Source organism: Nocardiopsis sp. KDC1DS13DA1, from assembly GCF_055632325.1.
Window position 1 is genome coordinate 223,087 of the sequence record NZ_JBVMUY010000004.1, and the last position, 20,296, is coordinate 243,382.

A 20,296-nucleotide genomic window follows, 5' to 3' on the forward strand; every position below is an offset into this window, starting at 1 on the left:
GAGACGGCATCGAACCGGAGTCGGATTCCATGACATGCTAACCGCCATGCGGGAATTCGATCTGGTCATCGTCGGAGCCGGCGCGGCCGGTCTCACGTTGGCGCACTTTGCCGCGACAATCGCCCTCCCCGGGACCGGCACCCCGCGGATCGCGCTGGTCGAACCGCCCGAGGGGCCGCACCGCCCGGGGGAGCGGACCTGGTGCTTCTGGGAACGCGGCCCGGGCCCGTGGGACCAGATCCTCGCCGCCCGGTGGGACACGCTCTCGGTCACCGGCCCCTCCGGAGCCAGGCACGAGCAGGCGATCGGCCCGCTGTCCTACAAGATGCTCCGCTCCCGGGACTTCGAGGCGCACGTCCGCGCCGGGCTGGGCCCCCGCGTCCACGAGTACACCGCCACGGTCACCGCGATCGACGACGGCGCCGACCACGCGACGGTGCACGCCACCCGGCCCGACGGCGCACCGCTCCCGCTCAGCGCCGGGCACGTCTTCGACTCCCGCCCGCGCCCGGTGCCCACCGACGCGCGCACCACGCTGCTCCAGCACTTCCGCGGCTGGTTCGTCCGCACCGAGGACGACGCCTTCGACCCCGGCACGGCCTCGCTGATGGACCTGCGCACCCCCCGGCCGCGCACCGGCGTCTCGTTCGGCTACGTGCTCCCGACGTCCCCGCGGGAGGCCCTGGTGGAGTACACCGAGTTCAACCGCGACGTCCTGGACGAGGACGGCTACGAGGCCGCCCTGCGCCGGTACACCGGGCAGGTGCTGGGCCTGGAGCGGTTCACCGTCACGGCCAGCGAACAGGGCGTCATCCCCATGACGGACGGGCGCTTCCGCACGCGCGCCGGGCGGCGGGTGTTCCGGATCGGCGCGGCGGGCGGCGCCACCCGGCCCTCCACCGGCTACACCTTCGGCGGCATCCAGCGCCAGGCGGCCTCGGTGGTCCGCTCGCTGGAACGGGGCCGGGACCCGGTGCCGCCGGTCCCGCACCGGCGGCGGCACCTGGCCATGGACGCGGTCCTGCTGCACGCCCTGGACTCCGGGCGGCTGGACGGCGCGGAGTTCTTCGCCCGCCTCTTCGCCCGCAACGACACACGCCACGTCCTGGAGTTCCTCGACGGCGGGTCGGCGCTCGGCCGCGAACTGGCCATGGGCCTGACCACCCCCGTCGCGGCGATGTCGGCGGCGGTCGCCGGGCGGGCGTTGGCACCGCTGTGGCCGCGGCGCTGACACCAGGATCGAGGGGGCGTCACCGCGTGCACCACGGGGGCGGGTCGTCCCAGCCCCTCAGCCGACAACCGGTCCAGCATGACCCGGGTGGCCCGGCCCGCCCCCGCACCTGGCGCTGATCTCCTGGCGAAGACGCACCGCCCGGGGGTCGGCGAAGTCCTCGACGATCTCCGCCGCCTCGCGCCAGTGCTCCCGGGCCGTCTCCGCGTCACCGGTGGCGCCCACGGCGGCGGCCAGCCGGTCCAGGCAGACCGCCAGCCTCCACCGGTCCCGGTACCTGCGGTAGACGCTCGCCGCCTGTCGGTAGAAGTGCGCCGCCTCTCCCGGTCGGTCGAGCTCCTGGTAGACCTCGCCCACGCCCTCGAACGCCTCGGCCTCGCGCACGTGGTCGGAGATCCTGCGGTGCAGGCCGGCCGCCTCGTGGAAGGAGGTGAGAGCCTCCTCCGCGTGCCCGAGCAGCACGTGGACCCTGCCGAGTTCGAGGAGCGCGAACCCCTCCCGGACCGGCTGGTCGAGATCCTGGCCGATCTCCAGGGCCTGCTGTGCGAAGGTCAGGGAGCGGTCTGCCCGGCCGAGTTCCCGCCAGGCGGCGCTCAGCGAGGTCAGGCAGGCGAACTCGCTCATCCGGTTGCCGGTCTCCCGGTGGAGGCCGATCGCCCGTTCGGCCAGGGCCGTGGCCTCCTCCGGCCCGCCCAGTTCGAGGTGGCAGCGGACCAGGTTCCCCAGAGCGATCCCCTCCCAGAGCCGGTCACCCAGACCTCCCGCGGCCTCCAGGGTCCGCTCGAAGTGGTCGCGCGCCTCGTCGAGCCGGTGCCCGCGCAGGTGCGCCAGCCCCAGCGCGTTCATGGACATGACCACGCCGAGGCCGTCCCCCAGCTCCCTCCGCAGCTCCAGGGCGCGCCCGTGGTGGGCGAGTCCCTCATCGGGACGGTTGGCCTGGAGGCAGGCGATGCCCAGGCTCTCCCACAGGTCGGCCTCGGCTGAGGGCCGATGCTCCCGTCGCACCGCCTCCAGCCCCAGCCGAACGGTGTCCATCCACTCCGCCCCGAGGGTGTGGAAGGCGGGGAAGTGCCGTAGGACGACGGGGAGACGCCAGGCGATGCCGTCCGCACCGCTGGCGGCGGCCGTTTCGGCCGCGGTCATCAGGTTCCTCCCCTCCACCTCGAACCACCGGACGGCGTCGGTGTGGTCCGTGAACACGCCGAGACCGTCAGGTGCCCCACCGGGGAGGACCTCGTCCGCCTCGGGACGTCGCAGGTTGGAGTCCACCACGCGGAGCGCGGCGTGCGCTGTGCCCAGATACCGGTTCAGCAGCCGGTTCAGGGCTTCGCGCTGGCGGTCCGGCCCCTCCTCGTCGCGGACCTGCTCCGTCGCGTAGGAGCGGATGAGGTCATGGAACCGGTACCGGTCGGGGCCGGTCTGTTCCAGCAGGTGGGCTCCGACGAGGATGTCCAGGGTGCGCCGGGCCCGACGGGCCGGCAGATCCGCGAGAGCCGCCGCCGCTGCGGTTCCGAAGTCCCGGCCGGGATGCAGGCCGAGCAGCCGGAACAGGCGGGCGGCGTCCTTGGGCAGGGCCCGGTAGGACCAGGCGAACACGGAACGGACCGTGCCCGCCTCCTCCTCGTCATCGGTGGCGAGGGCGTCCCACAGCGCGGACTCGTCACGCAGATCCTGGATGAGGTCGTTGAGCGGCATGTGCGGACGGCTCGCCGCGCGTTCGGCGGCGATGCGCAGGGCCAACGGGAGTTGTCCGCAGAGTCGGGCCAGCTCGGCCACCTCCTGCGGGTTGTCCCGCGGTCGGTGGTGGACCGTGATGTGCTCCAGGAGTTCCACGGCCTCGGCGGGCTCCAGGGAGCGCACGGTCAGGCGCCGCGCGCCATCCCTGACGACCAGTCCGGACAGTCGGTCCCTGCTCGTGATCACGACGGCGCAGTCGGGGGACCCCGCGAGCAGCGGGCGTACCTGCGCCGCCGTCGAGGCGTTGTCCAGCAGGATCAGGACGCGTTTGTCGGCCAGGAGGGACCGGTGGAGGGCGGCCCTGCTGTCGGTGTCGGGGGGAATCGACTCGGCGGCGACCCCGAACGCCCGTAGGAACCGGTCCAACACATGGTCGGGGGACAGGGGCAGCCCGGGCCCGTAGCCTTGGAGGTCGACGTACAGCTGACCGTCGGGGAAGTGATCGCGGACCCGGTGGGCCCAGTGCAGTGCGAGGGCCGTCTTTCCCACGCCCGCGGTACCGGCGATGACGTGGATCGCCGCAGCGGAACCTTCGCCCGAGTCGCCCCCGCCCGCCCGCATGTGGGTGCTGAGGACGTCGAACTCACCGGTACGGTTCACGAATCCGCGCACGTCACCGGGTAGCTGTCGGGGTACGGGGGGTGGGAGGGCGGTTCGCCTCCTGCCCATGGAAGTGGACCCCTCCCCGGACGTCCCGTGCCTGAATCGCGTGGCCGGATACCTCCGCCATCCGGGAGTGTGTGCCGCCCGGTGTGCTTTCCTCCGACTCCTCGCCGGGGCGAGGCGGTCCGCTATCGGGCACAGGCGACTTCCGCCCCGCCCACCTCGCGGATGAAGTAGTCCTCCAGAGCTTCGGCGGTCGCGTGGAGGGTGGCGATCTCGGACCGGCACCGTGCGGTGACGACCGGGTCGGTGAACCGGACCGCCCCTTCGAGCACGCCCTGTGCGTCGTAGAGGATCTTGTAGGTCACCTCGTCTCCGAGGGTGACGATCTCCGGAACGGGACGGCGCCGCTCGAAGGAGGCGAGCCGTCCCGGGGAGACGACACGGATGTCCTCGCCGCACTGGGCCCGTACCCGCAGTGAGTGCAGTTCCCAGAGGAGGTAGGTGGGGAAGGGCTTCTCCACGACCCGGACCCGGCGAACACCGCATCCCGCCTGGGCGAGTCGGGCGAATTCCTTCCGAAGGGCGGGGCGGTTGTCCTCCAACAGGCGCAGGGACTCATCCCGGCGCCCGTCGAGAAAGGCCGTCCAGCTCCTGCTTTCCGGCTGGTGGAACTCCTGCTGCCGTTCGAGCTTGTAGACGTCGGTGTCCCTGAGCGAAAGGAAGCGGTTCCGGAAGTCGGCGGAGTAGTCGGTGAGCGCCAGGTGATCACCGGGAAGGGAGTCGATGGTGTCAAGCATCGGGGATGTCCGATTTCGCTGAGATCAGTGTCGAGCGGGGGATGACGACGAGTCGCTCGTCTTCGGCGATGGCGGCGCCGCCCGGGAGCTGACGGGCGTAGCAGCGGGTCAGGTCACGGCCGATCACGGCTATGTCGCCATTGGAGAGCTCCCAGATGTCAGGGCAGCCGTCGACGTTGTCGGTGTTGCCCAGCTCCGCTGGTGAGCTGCCCAGCCGCCGGGTCATGGCCGCAGTCGGATCCGCCTCCCAGGAACGTGACATCATGAGCCCTTCCGTGCACTGTTCGGGGGTGCATGCGCCCGTCAAAAATAACACGACAACATCCATTCCTTGGGTGATGATGACGTTTCCCGTGGTTACTCTTGCCTCTCCTGGATGCACGGCGTGTCGCCATTCGTGTGACCACAGTTGATTATGTCACGAAAAGTGCAGGTCATGAGGTCTGTGATGGCAAGGGCACGATTCTCTTTTTGGTGCCGTGGTGCTGTTTGTTGGTGGCCTTTCCCCGCCTGCTGCGCCATGTGTTCGAACCAGTGGTGTGGACAGAAGAGCGCAAGAGTCCTTGGTCCCTTGATTTTCGGAGCTGGGGGCATGCGGTGGCCTTTCCGGCCACTCGTCGGTACTGACTTGCGCTCGCGTGAACCGTTGGTGTCACTGTCCGGTGACCCACCCCCTACCCGGAGCGAGGAGCACGGTGCCTGTTGAGCGGATCTGGCTCGACGTCCCGTACGCGGAGAAGGACCTGGCGAAGGCGGAGGGGCGCGCTGGGATCCGCGTGCGCGCCGCTGGTACGCGCCCCGACCGGGGATCGCCGGGCTGGAGCGCTGGGCGATCCAGCCCGACATTCCCGACCTGCTCCCGGGTGAGGACCGCTCGCTCGGTTCGGGGCTGATCGTCGACCTGGTCCCCAGCACCTGCTGGTTCACCAACGTGCGCTCGTGCGTGTCGCAGCGGGACTGGGAGCGGCTGCGCCGCATGGTCGTGAACCGTGCCGGTCAGGTGTGCGAGATCTGCGGGGCCGCCGCCGACCGAGAGGCGCGGCGCTGGTTGGAGGTGCACGAACGGTGGACCTACGACGAACGCTCCAGGACGCAGACACTGCGGCGGCTGATCTGCGTCTGCACGCCCTGCCACACGGTCACCATTTCGGCCTCGCGCGGGTGAAGGGGATCGCCGACGAGGCGATGGCCCACCTGATCGCGGTGACCGGCGCCTCGCCCGAGGCGGCCCGGCGCCACGTCCGCGAGGCGTTCGCGCTGTGGAAGCGTCGCTCGGGGGTGGTGTGGGAGCTGGACCTGGGCATCCTGACGGGCGCGGGCGTCACCGTCCAGCCCCCGCCCGGCGCGCTGCGCCGCGCCGAGGCGGCCCGAACCGAACTCCAGCGCCAACGTTCGCCGTGGTGACGGCGGCCGCCACCGGTCCGCACGGTCCGGGCCGCGCGCACCCGACGAGCCCAGGATCGGCGGCCCACCGCTGATCACCTCGCCGGTCCGGCACTTGGTGCCGTCACTGTTCGGGTCCCGCCCGGTTCAGTACGGCCTCGTGGCCAGGTCCGGCCACGGCGGGGTGGCTCTCCGTCCCGGTGGTGAGAACTCCGTGTGACATCGGAGCTCTCGTCACGGACTAGGGGACGGGCTGTATGGACAGGCGCGGATTCGGCGGAATGGTCACCGAGGCCCAGTGGACTCGACTGGTGTCCGAAGCCGTGCGGAGACCGTTCGCGGAGGGAGAGACCCTGCTCCACCAGGGCGGTACCGACGGGGGCGTTCACCTCGTGCTGAGCGGTCGCACGCGGGTGGTCTCCGTCCAGGAGGACGGAACGTCGGTGCCGCTGGCGTTCCGGGCGCGCGGTGAGGTCCTGGGCGAGGGCTTTCTGGCCGGGGGAGAGCGTGGTGCCACGGTCACGGCACTGGGGCCGACGACCACGGCGTTCCTGACCTCCCACCGCTTCCGCCGGCTCCTGGACGACCTCGGTCTGGAGACGGCCCTGTGGCGGAGCGTCCTCATGCGCCAGCGCGAGAGCGATCAGATGGTCCGGCGCTCACTCCTGCCCGCCGAGCGCCGCCTGCCCGCGGCCCTGGTCCATCTGGCGGAGGTGCTCGGAGAGCCGGTCCCACCGGCGATCACCGACGGGCCGGGGAGAGCCGGGGAGGGGAGCCTGCTGCGTATCTCTCTCGCGCAACGGGAGATCGCGGACTTCGTCGGCATGTCCCGGACCTCGGTCCATCTCGCCTACACCCGGTTGAAGGAGAGCGGGCTGATCCGTACGGGGAGGCAGTACGTCGCGATCCGGGACCTGGCTGCCCTCAAGGCCCTGGCACGCGGCGACGCCAACGCGTGATGTGGTCTGCGCCACGTTCCTCTCCCTGTGTTCAGAACTGAACACAGTCCCACACCTGTGACCGGGAACCTGAGGGCACACGCCCGGCGGACGGCCGGGCAGAGGCGAGGGAGCCCCCATGGAACTGGACGTGTCCCGGCTCGGTCAGAGTGCCCCGCTGCCGCCCTACCGCGCCGTTCTCGCCGTGGACATGGAGAAGTTCAGCCGGAGCAGGCCGCGACACCAGCAGATCGTCGGCGAGGTGATCCCGCAGGTTCTCCAGGAGGCCCTGATCCGTGCGGGCATGGCACGTGTCTGGGAGGACGCGCGATTTCCCCGGCACAGCGGCGACGGTTACGTCCTGGGAGCCGACCCGGAACACCTTCCGTTCCTGATCAGCCCGTTCCTCGAAACCCTCCAGACGGTCCTGGAGGAGGTCCAACCCCAGTTGGCCGTGTTCGACAGGGAACTGCGGATGCGGCTGCGCGCGAGCATCGACGTCGGTCCCCTGCCCGACACCGGCGGCCGAAGCGCCATCGACGCGATGGGGGAGGCGATGATCACCACCCACCGCCTCCTCGACTCCGACCCGGTCAAACGCGAACTCGCCACATCGCATCCCGACACCACGCTGCTGGCCGCGATCATCTCCCGACGCGTCTACGAGGACGTGGTCCTGGGCGGTTTCGCGTCCGTCAACGAGAGCCGCTGGCGCCCGGTCCACGTCAACCTGCCCGACAAGGAGTACCGCGCCGAGGGCTACCTCTTCGTTCCCACGCCCTCCTGGACCGCCGTGACCGGAGAAGACCAGGAACCGGCCGAGGACGGTTCGGGCCGACACGTGACCGAGGAGGACACCACTCCACGGCGACCCGTCGGCGGCCAGAACCCCGCCGCACCTGGCACCGCGGGCTCCATCGGTGTCAACCACGGCCAGGCGGTCCAGGCCGGGGTCCTGAACGGCGGCGCCACCTTCGGGAGCGGCACCGGTGAGCGGTGACCAACCCCTGCCCCCGGAGGGCGTGCCGCCCGAGGAGCCGGATGGCGCGCCCGACTCCTCTGCCGACCAGCCGCCGGAGGACCCGCGCCAGGAGTGGCCGTCCGGCCAACGCGTCGACCAGAACCACGGGCAGTCCGTCAACGCGGGGAACATCAACGGTGGCGCCCACTTCCACGAGTACCGCGACTACACGGGGGAGGAGACGACTCGTCGACTCCGCAGGGCCACCAGGGTCAGCCAGGCCAGGATCGACGACGTCGTGGAGACCTTCTGCCCCGCCGACACGCGAGCCTACGCGGCGTTCAAGGCCGAGCTGGGCCGCCATCACACCGGCGTCATCACCGGTGAACCGGGCACGGGCAGGGCCATGACCGCCATCCACGCGCTGGCCACGCTCCGTCCGGACGCACGGGTCCAGGAGGTCGTGGCCGACCCCGACGCCCGCGACGCCGGGCTGACGGGGCTGGTGGCCAAGTCCGCGCACTCACGCCTGCTCGACCTGACGCACCTGCGCGAGCCCACGCACCTCCAGAAGGCGGGGGTCAGGGCACTGGCGGAGGAGCTCCGCAGGGTCGGCGCCCTCCTGGTCGTCGTCGCGCGCCCGCGCGAATGGCAGCCGGAGGAGAGCGAGCACCGTGCGCGCCTTCGGATCGAGGCGCCCGCCAGGACGGAGGACGTCTTCCACCGTGCCATGTCCCGTTCCCAGGGGCCGGTGCGTGCGGACCGCTGGTCCCGTGATCCTGGCGTCCGGGCTGCCCTGGAGGGAGCGGGTCCCGTTCACGCCATCGAACTCGTCCGCACGGCGGAGCGGTCGACGCCACCGGCGTCCCCCTGCACGGAGAACGACCTGTCCGCCTGGATCGAGCGGACCCTCAAGGGGTTCTCCGACGCCACGGAGGAGCTGCGCGACTGGTTCAAACGGCACGATCAGGAGACCGAGTTCCGACGGGTGCTGATGGAGGCCGTGGCCGCGCTGGAGGGGGCCTCCACCACGACCGTCGTGCACCAGGCCCACCGGCTCGCGGAGCGGTGGCGGGTGCCCTCGGTGTGGCGCACACCCATCTCCGGTGAGGGGCTCAGCTCGCACCTGAAGGAGATCGGGGCCCATACGCGCGCGGACCGCGTGTGGTTCGACCGTCCCGGCCGCGGCGCCGACGCCCTCGACTACCTGTGGCGGGAACACCCGGACGCGCGTGCCTTCCTCCAGGACTGGAGCTGGGAGGTCGCTCCCGACCTCGACTGGCAGCTCAGGGCGGAAATGGCGCGCCGCTGGCTGGACGTGGCGATTCGGCACCGGGCCCCGGAACCGATCGAGGCGATGATCGACCACTGGGGTGGCAGGCACTCCCTGATGTTGGCCGCTGTCCCAGCCGTCGCCGAGGCCGCGGTCAGCCCCGAACTGGGCCCCGCGGTCCGGTCCCGGCTGTACCGCCGCGCGACGTCCCGCGGGGTGTCCCTGCGCGACCGCCTGGTCGTGGAGGTGTGCCGGGTGTACGGACGCGTCCAGCCCGGCACCGCGCTGACCCGGCTGGGGCATGTGGCGGACAAGGCACCCCAGACGTGGGAGGAGTCGTTGCTCCAGGCGCTGGAGGACATCGCCGCCGAGCCCGGGAACCACGCGGTGGTGCTGGAGGAGCTGTCCGCGTGGGCCGGTCAGGAGGAGAGGGCGCGCAGGGCGGCCGTCGCGGGACGGGCCCTGACCCGGATCCTGTGCCAGAGGGACGGGGGCCCCGGAGTCCTGGGGGCGCTCCGGTCGGGCGAGGTCGGTACGGAGACGGTGGCGGCGGCGTGGGTCGCCGCGGGCGGTTCCGACCCCCGGGTGGGGAAGGCCGTGTGGGCCTGGTGCGACGCCCTGTCGGAGGTGGGCCCCGCCGACGCCCGGGGAGCTGTGGTGTTGCTGCACGCGGCCGGGGCTGACCAGGATTTCGGTCGCGCGCTGAGGCGTTCGGTGCGGCGGTGGCGACACGTGCACGAGGCCAGCGCACCCGTGATCGAGGAACTGTGGCGTGTGCTGGAGACCATGCGAACTGAGGAGGAGCAGTGATCGGTCGACTCCTGCGTCGGTGGTGGGGAGTGGAGACTCCCGCGTGGAACATCGCGTTCCGTGTCCCGGACGAGACACGGACCTTCCAGGCCAGGCTGCCGAGCAGCACCGAGGGAATGTGGTTCGACGCGTCCTTCGAGATGACGGTGGCGTGGAACGGGGTGGGCGCCGCCGAGCGGACGCGTGCGCTGGCACGTGTCCAGCGCGAGATCATCCGGTCGGCCTCCGAACGCAGTGCGGTGTTCGCGTTGGGGGACCGGGGCCAGGCCGGAGCGGACATCGCCTGTGCGTTGATCGATGAGGGAACCTTCGGGCAACGGGAGATACGGGAGGTCGCGGTGGGCGTGGGGCTGTCAGCCGATCCCGAGGACCTGGCCCTGGAACGGGAGAGGGAACGGGTCGGGCAGCGCAACGAGGTGCACACGGCCCTGCACAGGGCGCGCATGCGCCGTGTGGCGGAGCTGCGCCGGGACGTCCTCAGCGACCCGGTCGTCGCACGCGTGTGGTGGTTCGAACAACATCCGGGCCGCCTGAACGAACTGGAGAGCGCGGGCCTGGCACTCGACCTCATGGTCACCCGGCCCGAGGACGTCGTGCCCCCGGAGCGCCCCGCCCCCGCCGCCTCGTATGGCGATCCGGTCCTGGACGCCTTCCTGCACGGTCTCGATGAGTGGGAGGTCTCTGACGTCCTGGACCGTCTGACGACCATGATGGAGGGCCTCGACCGGGACGACCTGGCTGACCGGCTGCGGCAGCGGTGGGCCCCGGCCTGACCGGGACCGGATGCCGGGGCGTCGGTGGGACGGCGCCGGCGCCCCGGAGACCTTCGGGTGCAGCCCTTCACCACAGGTCCTGGATGAGTGTTCCACCTCTCTCGCACCGCCGACGGTTGATCTCGTGCCCGCACGGGGCCTGCGTCCCCGGCCACCGTCCCGAACGCCGGAGGGCCGAGTTCCCACGGTCAGATGCGGGGCACCCGTCCCCGGGCGGGTACATCCGGGCGTACGGACTGGATGGGCTGTCCGGTCTCCGTCACACGCCAGAAGTCCCAACCATTGCGCGATGGGGTGATCGCGTCGCCCTTCTCGTCCCTGGCCAGATCGGGATTGAGATGCGCGATCACGGCACCGGCCGCGCTGCTGGGGGATGCGAACCCCTCTCCGTCCCAGAGGGAGGAGGTGATGCTGAGCCGACCGGTCCCGGGATCGCGAACACCCTCCACGCGGTGCCTCAGATAGGCGGTGTGCACACCGACACCGGGAGAGTCTCGGTCCTTCAGGAGGAGTGGGAGTCCGCTGCCGTGTTCGCCCACCACAGCAGCCGACGCACCGCACCCGCGCGGTCGGTTCCGAGCAGGGAGGCGATGGCGCCGAGCGCCCGGTGGTCCTCACCGGAGACGTCGATCTGCGGCATGAGCCCAGGATCTCAGGCACAGGACATCCGCGGGCCGCGTCCGACAGGGCCCGTGGGGAACGGACCGATGACCGCATGTGGCCAATGCCTTGAATGGGACTTATGGCCCGCGGGTCGCGGTCCCACTGCCGATAACCTGGTCTGACACCCCGCACTCCCCTGACCGCACACACGACCCCTTGGCAGGCCCCGAGTGAAACCCCTGACCCCGACCGACCCCCGGCGGCTCGGTGCGATCGAGATCCTTCGCAGACTCGGCAGGGGCGGTATGGGAGTGGTCTACGCGGGCCGCACCGACGACGACACCCTGGTCGCCGTCAAGACCCTGCACGCCGACGGGTTGGACCGCGACGACCTGCGCGAGCGCTTCGACCGCGAGGCCACCGCCCTGGGCATGGTGCAGGGGCCGGGCGTCGCCGCCCTGCTCGCCGTCTCCGAGGCGCCCGACGAGGTCCCCTGGCTGGCCCTGGAGTACGTCCCGGGTCTGGACCTGGCCACCTACCTGGACCGCCACGACCCCCTGGACGCCGTCGCCGGGGCCGCCCTCGGCCTGGTCCTGGCCAACGCCCTCACCGACATCCACGCGGCGGGCCTGCTGCACCGCGATCTCAAACCCGGCAACGTCATGCTCGGCCCCGACGGCCCCAAGGTCGTCGACTTCGGCCTGGTCGCCATCGGCGGCGCCGGAGGCGACCTGACCATGACCAACATGCGCCTGGGCACGCCCCGCTTCATGGCCCCCGAGCAGTTCACCGCACCCACCAGGGTCACGGGCGCGGCCGACGTGTACGCGCTCGGCGTGGTCCTGGCCTACGCCACCTCCAAGCGCTACCCCTACGACGGCCCCACCCCGGACGCCCTCGGCTTCGCCGTGGTCAACCCCGACAAGGCGCCCGACCTGTCCGGTGTGCCCGGGGAACTGGCCCCGCTCGTCGCCGCCCTGATGGCCGTCACACCGCAGGACCGCCCCGCCCTGGCCGACGTGCGCGCACGGCTGACCGAACAGCTCGCCGCCGCGCACCTGTCGCCGGGCGCCGCCCGCGCCCTCCTGGCCGAGCGCACCTACGTCCCCGGAACCGGGATCACCGACGCGGTACCGGCCGCCAGACGCCAGGCTTCTCCCACCCGGCCCGCGGCGGCCGCCACCCGTCCGACCACGACGGGCACCGGACTCGCGGGGCGCACCGCCGAGCGACTACGCCGGGCCTACGCGCGCCCGGCCGCGGCCTGACGGCCCCTTCCCGATCGCCGACGATCGCGTGCCCCCGGGTGTCCCCACCCCGGTACGCGCGTCGTCCCGACACCGACCGAACACGACATTCCCAGTGGACAGTGAGGCTCGTTCAGTGACCCAAGGCGAAGGCGCGACACAGGCGACCCCGTTCGCCCCGGGGGCCCGCGTGGAGGTGCGGGACGCCGAGTGGATGGTGCGCACCTGCACCCCGGCCACTTCGAGGTTGGACGGCCACATGATCCGGGCCGTCGGGGTGTCGGAGTTCGTCCGCGGCGAGGACGCGGTGTTCTTCACCGGGATCGACGACGTCACCCTCCTGGACCCGGAGGACACCCACCTGGTCCACGACCCCTCCTCCGAGTTCGCCCAGACCCGCCTCTACCTGGAGTCGGTGCTGCGCCGCACCCCGCTGCCCCAGTCCGAACGCCGCCTGGCCATGCCCGGCAAGTTCCTCCTCAACGACCTCGTCTACCAGCAGCGCCCCGCCGAACTGGCCCTCAAAGCGCTGCGCCCGCGCGTGCTCATCGCCGACGTCGTCGGCCTGGGCAAGACCCTGGAGATCGGCCTCACCCTCGCCGAACTCATCCGCCGGGGCCGCGGTGAGCGCATCCTCGTCGTCACCCCCCAGCAGGTCCTGGAGCAGTTCCAGCAGGAGCTGTGGACCCGCTTCGCGATCCCGCTCGTGCGCCTGGACTCGGTGGGCCTGGAGCGCATCCAGCGCGACATCCCCGCCGGACGCAACCCCTTCCTGTACTTCAAACGCGCCATCATCTCCGTCGACACCCTCAAGAACCAGGGCAAGTACGGCCAGCACCTGCGCAACATGCAGTGGGACGCGGTCGTCATCGACGAGTCGCACAACCTCATCAACGAGGGCAACCTGCGCAACCAGCTCGCCCGGCTGCTCGCCGCCCAGACCGACGCCCTGCTGCTGGCCAGTGCCACCCCGCACAACGGCGACCCCAGGTCCTTCGCCGAACTCATCCGCCTGCTCGACCCGGCCGCCATCGCCGACCCCACCGACTACGGCGCCCAGGACATCGCCCACCTCTACATCCGCCGCACCAAGGTCCACCCCGAGGTGCGCGCCGAGATGGGCGACGACTGGCCCGACCGCGGCCCTTCGGAGTCGGTGCGCTGCGCCGCCACCCCGCCCGAGGAGGCCGTCTTCGCCGAACTCGCCCAGGTGTGGCTGGCCGGGGACGCCCGCGAGGGCGGACCGGTGGTGCGCAGGGAACGCCGACTGTTCCCCTTCACCCTGCTCAAGGCGTTCCTGTCCTCGCACGTGGCCCTGTCCGCCACCGTCACCAACCGGCTGAAGTCGATCACCGACAAGGCCGACGGCAGCCTCAGGGACGGCGAGGACGCGCGCGAGCACGCCGCCCTGCTCGACCTGGCCGAACTCGCGGAGAAGATCGACGCGCCCAGCTCCGCCAAGTTCCAGGGGTTGCTCACCCAGCTGCGCGAGATCGGCGTCGCGAAGAACAGCCCCACCCGCGCCGTCGTCTTCTCCGAGTCCGTGCCCACCCTGGAGTGGCTGCACGAGAACCTGCCCGGCGCACTGGGGCTCAGGGCCGACCAGGTCGCGCTCATGCACGGGGGCCTGTCCGACACCGAGCAGCAGCGCATCATCGGCGACTTCGCCCTCTCCGACAGCAGGGTCCGGGTGCTCGTCACCGGCGACGTCGCCTCCGAGGGCGTCAACCTGCACCGCCAGTGCCACCACCTGGTCCACTACGACCTGCCCTGGTCGCTCATCCGGATCGAACAGCGCAACGGCCGTATCGACCGCTACGGACAGGAGCACGAGCCCCGGTTCAAGGCGCTCATCCTCACCTCGGCCACCGAGGGGGCCAAGGACGACACCACCGTCGCCGAGAAGCTGCTCAAGCGTGAGGAGCAGGCCCACCGCGCCATCGGCACCGCCGAGGCGGTCACCGGCCAGTTCACCGCCAAGAAGGAGGAGGACCGGCTGATCCAGGACCTCCTGGCGGGCCGCACCGTGGAGGAGTCCCTCGACGCCCAGCAGGAGGACACCGGGGACGACTGGCTGGGCGAGGTGTTCTTCGGTGACGTCGGCGTCCCCGACGAGGCCGCCGCCCCCGAGCGCGCCCCCGAACCCCAGCTGTTCGACTCCACCGAGCAGTTCGTCCGCGCCGCCCTGGACACGGTCGCCCGCGACGTGCACGTCGACGACGACGGGCTCATCCTCGCCTTCGAGCCGCCCCGCGACCTGCAACAGCGGCTGGACGCCCTGCCCAGCGACTACGTGCGCAGCCTCAAGGTCAAGGAGCGCCTGCGCGTCACCTTCGACGCCGAGCACGCCCACAGGCGGCTCGACGAGGCCCGCGCCACCAAGACCACCTGGCCCGACACCGGCTACGTCAGCGACCTGCACCCGATGGTCGACTGGCTGGTGGACAAGGTGCAGGTCCAGACCCACCGCAACCAGGCCCGGGTCATCCGCGCCGACGTCCAGGCGCCCGTCTTCCTCGTCCAGGGCACCTACTCCAACGAACTCGGCCAGCCCACCGTCGTGGAGTGGATGGCCGTCACCGGCCTGCCCGACGCCCCGCGTGTGGAGGACATGTTCGATGCCGTCCGGCGGGCGGGCATCGGCCCCGGCATGGTCAACACCGGGCGGGACGAGGACCTGTCCGCCCTCCAGGAGCTGGTGCCCGCCGCCGTGCGGGTGGCCAGATCCCATCTGGAGACCCGGCGCGAGGAGTACGACGCCCGGATCAGGGAGGCCCTGGCCGATCCCCAGCGGCGGTTGGAGCAGTGGCGGCAGCTCAGCCTGGACGGCCTGGGCGAGGATCCGCGCGCGCAGCGCAGGAAGGGCGAGGTGCACGACACCGTCGCCGAGCAGGAGCGGTTGATGCTGAGGATGCGGACGGCGGGCGAGCCGCTGTTGCGCGTCCTGGCCGTGGTGAAGGGGGAGAACTGATCATGGCGTACGACTCTCTGGTCAACCGGGGTGAGTACTTCTCCGCCCACTACCTGGCCGAGGTGCTGCCCAAGAACCTCAAGGGCAAGGACGGGCCGTTCAAGGACTGGGCCGAGCGCGAGAAGCAGGAGAACGCGCGCGCCAAGGAGGAGGGGCGCCGCCCCGAACCGGTGACCCCGCGCATGGGGCTGCGTCAGCTGCGCTCCCGCTACTTCGCCGACCGCTCCGCTTTCGCCGACCACGTCGAGACGGTGCGCGAGGGCGGTCGATTCAGCGATACCGAGGTGGACGCCTACCGGGACCGGCTGCACGCCCTGCACCGCGACGTGCTCACGGCGCTGGGCTTCACCCCCAAGGACGAGCCGGTCGAGTCGCTGTTCGAGCACGGCGACGAGCCGGTGCCGGTCCGCCTGGCCCTGCACGAGCCCACCGTGGCCGCGATCGAGTGCGGGTGGGCGCCCGACGTCGACGCCGCCCTGGACCCCGACGGTGCGGGCTGGCTGCTCGACCGGGTGCAGCTCGGCACGCGCGAGTGGATCGACCAGGGCACCAAACTGGTGTCCTGGTTGTTCGCCCGCGACGAGCAGCTGCGTTACATCCTGATCCTCGCGGGTGGTGTGGTTGTTCTCGCCGACCGGTCGGTGTGGGGCGAGGGCCGTTACCTCGCGGTGAGCCTGGACATCGCCCTGGGCCGCAGCAACGCCGACAAGGGCGAGGAGCTCGGCACGATCGCCGCGCTCTTCGGCGCCCAGGCGCTGACACCGTCGGAGGACGGCGGCACCGAGGCCATCGCCGCGCTCGTCGACGCCTCCCGCCAGCACGCGGTGGGGGTGTCCAAGGAACTGCGCGAGGGGCTCCAGCGTTCGGTCGAGATCATCGCCAACGAGGTGCTCGCCCGGCTGCGTGAGCAGGGTGCGGACCCGGCGCGGATCGAAACGAAGTCCAACCGGTCGTTCGCCGACGAGCTGGCCCGCCAGTCGCTGCGCTACCTGTACCGGATCCTGTTCCTGCTCTACGCCGAGGCGCGGCCCGAGTTGGGCGTGGTGCCCGCCGACGACGAGGCGTACGTGCGCGGGTACAGCATGGCCCGGCTCGGCGACCTGGTCGTCAACGACCTGGTGGGGGAGGAGGCCCGGCGCAGCACCCACCTGTACCAGTCGCTGGACCTGCTGTTCCGGATGGTCAACGAGGGCCACAACCCGCGCGGGCGGATGCTCTCGGATGAGGAGGCCCAGGCGGAGGGGGTGTCGGAGGGCGAGGGCTTGAGGTTCGAGCCGCTGCGCGCCGACCTGTTCGACCCCGAACGGACGCGGTTGATCGGTACCTCCCTGCTGCACCCCGACGATGACGCCGACGACCCGGACGAGCCGGTCGCCCGCACGCTCGACACCCGGCTGCGCAACGAGGCCCTGCACCAGGTGCTGCGGCGGCTGATGATCTCGCGCGGGAACCGGAAGGGGCGCGGCGGGTTCATCTCCTACGCGCAACTCGGCATCAACCAGCTGGGCGCGGTGTACGAGGGGCTGATGTCCTACACCGGGCGCATCGCCGAGGAGGAGCTGTACGAGGCGGCCAAGAACGGCGACCCGTCGGGTGGCTCGTGGCTGGTTCCGGCCTCCAAGGTCGACGACTACGCCGACGAGGTGTGGGTGCGGGTCAAGGACGAGAACGGTAACCCGACCGAGGAGCGGAAGAAGTACCGGCCGGGGTCGTTCGTCTACCGGCTGGCCGGGCGCGACCGGGAGACCAGTGCGTCGTACTACACACCTGAATCGCTGACCCAGTTGACCGTGCAGCTGACCCTGCGGGAGCGGTTGGACCAGGACGGGACGACCACCCCGGCGAAGGAGCTGCTGGAGTGGACGATCTGCGAGCCCGCGCTGGGCTCGGGGGCGTTCCTCAACGAGGCGATCAACCAGGTCGCCGCCGAGTACCTCAAACGGGCGCAGGCCGAGCAGGGCGAGGAGCTGGACCCCGAGCGCTACGCGGAGGAGTTGCAGAAGGTCAAGGCGTACATCGCGCTGCACCGGGCCTACGGGGTGGACCTCAACGGCACGGCGGTGGAGCTGGCGGAGGTGTCGCTGTGGCTGAACGTCATGTACCCGGGGTTGCAGGCGCCGTGGTTCGGTCTGCACCTGCGGCGGGGTAACTCGCTGATCGGTGCCGGGCGGAGGTTGTATTCGCCGGAGACGGTGAAGAAGGGCGAGTGGCTCAAGTCCGCGCCGGAGGACGTGCCGTTCCGGGACGGAAAGATCCCGGAGGGGTACATCCACCACTTCCTGCTGCCCGCGCAGGGGTGGGGGAGTGTTGCGGCTGAGCGGGAGGCCAAGGCGCTCGCGCCGGAGGACACGGCGAAGCTGGCCGCGTGGCGGCGCGCGATGCGCAAGACACCCTCACAGAAACGACCGGGCCGTGGGAAGAACCAGAAGCCTTCTCAATTCGACCGATTGCAGGCCTTGTCGAGGCGTGCCGAGTTCCTGTGGGGGCTGGTGGTTCGGCGGCTGGAGCTGTCGGAGCGGGAGATCAGTCGGCATGTGGACGTGTACGGGGCTGACTGGATCGACCAGCCCGCGAACGCGATCCCACGTGAGGAAGTGTTGGCGAACCTGACGGAGAAGGGCACTCCGTACTGGCGGCTCAAGACGCTGATGGACGCGTGGTGCGCGCTGTGGTTCTGGCCGGTGCAGCAAGCCGGGATGCTCGATGGCAGCGATGAGCATTATGAGCGGCTGGGCAACACGCTGGAGGTCAGTGGGGTCGGGGGCGACGGTTCGCTCTTTGGCGCGGCGCGGGAGAGTCTGCCGCTGTCCGAGGTAGAGAGCTGGATCAAGTTTGCTGAGGCTCTACTGGGGACTCACGACATCCCGGCTGATTCGCTGTTCGGAGAGATCGAGACTCTGTCAGATCTCGACGATGCAGAGGACACGATCCCCGACCTCATGGGGATGAAGGGTGAACTGCGCTTGGGTGAGACCTTCCCATGGCTGCGCGAGGTCGAGCGCCTGGCTGAGCAGCACGGCTTCTTCCACTGGGAGCTCCAGTTTGCACACCTCTTCACGAACAGCGGTGGTTTCGATATTCAGGTAGGGAATCCGCCTTGGGTTCGGCCCAGTTGGGACGAAGATGGAGCCCTTGCGGAGATTGATCCCTGGTTTAAACTTTCGGCCAACTCTGCGATCGAGGTGAAACGGGAAAGGAAAGCAGGGCGACTGCAATCGCTTGCCCAGCTGGATTATTTTCTCGAAGAGCTTTCTGGCGTGGCTGCTTTGAGTGAGTTCCTGTCGAGTGTAGCGACATACCGTCTTTTGTTGGGAACGCAGCCGGACCTTTACCGTGCTTTCATGTGTCGTGTGTGGGGAAATCTTTCTAACGTGGGGATCTCTGGTCTTGTGCATCCCGACACTCACCTTGGGGGAACAAGGGAAGGGGCTCTTCGTTCTTCGGCCTATCGGCGCCTCAGGGTGCATGCCCACTTCGTGAACGTAGGAAACTGGGCCTTTGAGAATCCGGTGAGTCGTAATACTGAGTTCGGTGTTCATATTTACGGCTTGGCTGGACCGATCAAGTTTAAGAGTCTCCACTGGCTGTATGCATCCTCGGTGGTTATTCCTTCTCTGGCGCATGACGGTAAAGGGGAGGTACCCACGGCGAGATTTGAAGGTTCCTGGGATCTCAGGCCCCACGCGGCACGTGTCATTCGCGTTGATGAACCTCTGTTGGAGGCCTGGGGGAGGCTGGCTGCACGCGATGGAGATCAAGCCCAAAGAAACCCAATGCTGTATCCGGTGACTACGGCAGAGTCGGGGGCTGTTGCTGTGCTTGGGGCATACAGGCATCGACTGGAATCGGATGAACCACTGATTTCTAGTGGTTTGCATGAAGCGAATGCGAAGAGGGAAGGGCTGATCTGGCGGGAAACTGGGCCAGTTGAATCACTCAAGCAACTTGTCCTTCAAGGGCCTCATTTTGGTTTGGCAAACCCCTTCTCTAAGTATCCAAACAATCCTTGTAAGAATAACCAGGATTGGTCCTCCTGGGATCTTACTGTCCTTCCTGAAGATGTGGTTCCTGATGCGAACTACCAAATGTCAGATCTTCGTATTCAAGCTGAGCGGGTCGAAGGGGTGCAGCTATCAGGATTTGAGGACAACCGTTTCCGGCTTGCTTGGCGATGTATGATTCCGTTCAACACAGAGCGGAGCCTCTTTGCTTCGGTGATTCCTTCTGGTCTCACACATGTGCACGCTGTTAACTCGATGCAAGTTCAGGACAACAGAATAACGGTTCTAAATTCCGGTTTCTGGGCCTCACTCCCACTGGACTACCTGCTGCGCATCACTGGTCGTTCACACCTCCAGGTGGCTGAGGCGAATAAGATGCCAGCGCCCGCATCTGGACACCCTCTCGAAACCGCACTTCTTGTGCGTACCATGAGGCTCAACTGCCTCACGAACGCGTATGCATCCCTCTGGAGCGAGCTTCACAACGAGTCTTGGGGGAATGAGACTTGGGCTGTGTGCCGGCCCGGGATTTTGCCTTTGGGGGCAGAGAGCTCCGACTGGGAGTACAGCACACCCCTGCGCACTGATCGGGAGCGGCGCGCGGCCCTCGTCGAGCTCGACGCCCTTGTCTCCGTCTGGCTTGGTATGGCCGAGGACCATCTCACTGCGATCTACCGAGCCCGATATCCGGTGCTGATGGAACGCGAAGCCAAGATGTGGTTCGACTCCGCTGGCCGAAGGATTGCTCAGAACAGCTATGCGTTCGGCCACGGTCAGACGAAGGAAGACTTCCTTCAGCTCCAGAAGTACCTGGAGACCAACAACCCCGCCGACATCCCCGAGGGCTACTCCGCGCCCTTCTACAAGGCCGACCGGGAACGCGAGTACCGCGAGGCCCACGCCCACTTCACCGAGATCGTCGAGCGCGCCAAGCGCGACGGCACCTGGGACGGGGAGGTCTGATC

General features: G+C 69.6%; 12 protein-coding genes and 1 pseudogene. 9 read left to right on the forward strand and 4 right to left on the reverse strand.

Annotation, left to right across the window (positions count from 1 at the left end):
- Nucleotides 1-46 precede the first annotated feature (46 nt).
- Nucleotides 47-1,231, forward strand: a complete 1,185-nt coding sequence (locus ACTVAJ_RS02895) for a lycopene cyclase family protein (protein WP_470386437.1) — start codon at nucleotides 47-49, stop codon at nucleotides 1,229-1,231.
- Between the two features lie 57 nt (nucleotides 1,232-1,288).
- Here the strand turns inward: ACTVAJ_RS02895 and ACTVAJ_RS02900 are convergent, their stop codons facing one another.
- From ACTVAJ_RS02900 to ACTVAJ_RS02910, 3 genes are all read right to left on the reverse strand, one after another.
- Nucleotides 1,289-3,568, reverse strand: a complete 2,280-nt coding sequence (locus ACTVAJ_RS02900) for an ATP-binding protein (RefSeq protein ID WP_470386438.1) — start codon at nucleotides 3,566-3,568, stop codon at nucleotides 1,289-1,291.
- A gap of 191 nt (nucleotides 3,569-3,759) precedes the next feature.
- The gene (locus tag ACTVAJ_RS02905) at nucleotides 3,760-4,371 is read right to left on the reverse strand and encodes a DUF6879 family protein (RefSeq protein WP_470386439.1); all 612 of its coding nucleotides are present in this window, start codon (nucleotides 4,369-4,371) and stop codon (nucleotides 3,760-3,762) included.
- The gene (locus ACTVAJ_RS02910; RefSeq protein WP_470386597.1) at nucleotides 4,364-4,633 is read right to left on the reverse strand and encodes a hypothetical protein; all 270 of its coding nucleotides are present in this window, start codon (nucleotides 4,631-4,633) and stop codon (nucleotides 4,364-4,366) included. The genes ACTVAJ_RS02905 and ACTVAJ_RS02910 overlap by 8 nt, the downstream gene beginning before the upstream one ends.
- 433 nt (nucleotides 4,634-5,066) lie before the next feature.
- Between ACTVAJ_RS02910 and ACTVAJ_RS02915 the strand changes: the two are divergent.
- The 5 genes and pseudogenes from ACTVAJ_RS02915 (at nucleotide 5,067) to ACTVAJ_RS02935 (ending at nucleotide 10,509) form a co-directional block, all read left to right on the forward strand.
- Nucleotides 5,067-5,775, forward strand: a pseudogene (locus tag ACTVAJ_RS02915) (DUF5710 domain-containing protein).
- 236 nt (nucleotides 5,776-6,011) lie between these two features.
- Complete coding sequence (locus ACTVAJ_RS02920) at nucleotides 6,012-6,713, forward strand: Crp/Fnr family transcriptional regulator (RefSeq protein WP_470386440.1); 702 nt, start codon at nucleotides 6,012-6,014, stop codon at nucleotides 6,711-6,713.
- Between the two features lie 118 nt (nucleotides 6,714-6,831).
- Complete coding sequence (locus ACTVAJ_RS02925; RefSeq protein ID WP_470386441.1) at nucleotides 6,832-7,692, forward strand: hypothetical protein; 861 nt, start codon at nucleotides 6,832-6,834, stop codon at nucleotides 7,690-7,692.
- On the forward strand, nucleotides 7,682-9,736 hold the full coding sequence (locus tag ACTVAJ_RS02930; RefSeq protein ID WP_470386442.1) for a hypothetical protein: 2,055 nt from the start codon (nucleotides 7,682-7,684) through the stop codon (nucleotides 9,734-9,736). Before ACTVAJ_RS02925 ends, ACTVAJ_RS02930 begins: the two co-directional genes overlap by 11 nt.
- Nucleotides 9,733-10,509: a hypothetical protein gene (locus ACTVAJ_RS02935; protein ID WP_470386443.1), complete on the forward strand. Its 777-nt coding sequence runs from the start codon at nucleotides 9,733-9,735 to the stop codon at nucleotides 10,507-10,509. The genes ACTVAJ_RS02930 and ACTVAJ_RS02935 overlap by 4 nt, the downstream gene beginning before the upstream one ends.
- A gap of 502 nt (nucleotides 10,510-11,011) precedes the next feature.
- Here ACTVAJ_RS02935 and ACTVAJ_RS02940 read toward each other — a convergent pair.
- On the reverse strand, nucleotides 11,012-11,149 hold the full coding sequence (locus ACTVAJ_RS02940; protein WP_470386444.1) for a hypothetical protein: 138 nt from the start codon (nucleotides 11,147-11,149) through the stop codon (nucleotides 11,012-11,014).
- 193 nt (nucleotides 11,150-11,342) lie between these two features.
- On the opposite strand from ACTVAJ_RS02940, the gene ACTVAJ_RS02945 reads away from it, so the two are divergent.
- From ACTVAJ_RS02945 to ACTVAJ_RS02955, 3 genes are all read left to right on the forward strand, one after another.
- Nucleotides 11,343-12,380, forward strand: a complete 1,038-nt coding sequence (locus ACTVAJ_RS02945; RefSeq protein ID WP_470386445.1) for a serine/threonine-protein kinase — start codon at nucleotides 11,343-11,345, stop codon at nucleotides 12,378-12,380.
- 115 nt (nucleotides 12,381-12,495) lie between these two features.
- On the forward strand, nucleotides 12,496-15,330 hold the full coding sequence (locus ACTVAJ_RS02950; RefSeq protein ID WP_470386446.1) for a helicase-related protein: 2,835 nt from the start codon (nucleotides 12,496-12,498) through the stop codon (nucleotides 15,328-15,330).
- 2 nt (nucleotides 15,331-15,332) lie between these two features.
- On the forward strand, nucleotides 15,333-20,294 hold the full coding sequence (locus tag ACTVAJ_RS02955) for an Eco57I restriction-modification methylase domain-containing protein (protein ID WP_470386447.1): 4,962 nt from the start codon (nucleotides 15,333-15,335) through the stop codon (nucleotides 20,292-20,294).
- Nucleotides 20,295-20,296: the final 2 nt, after the last annotated feature.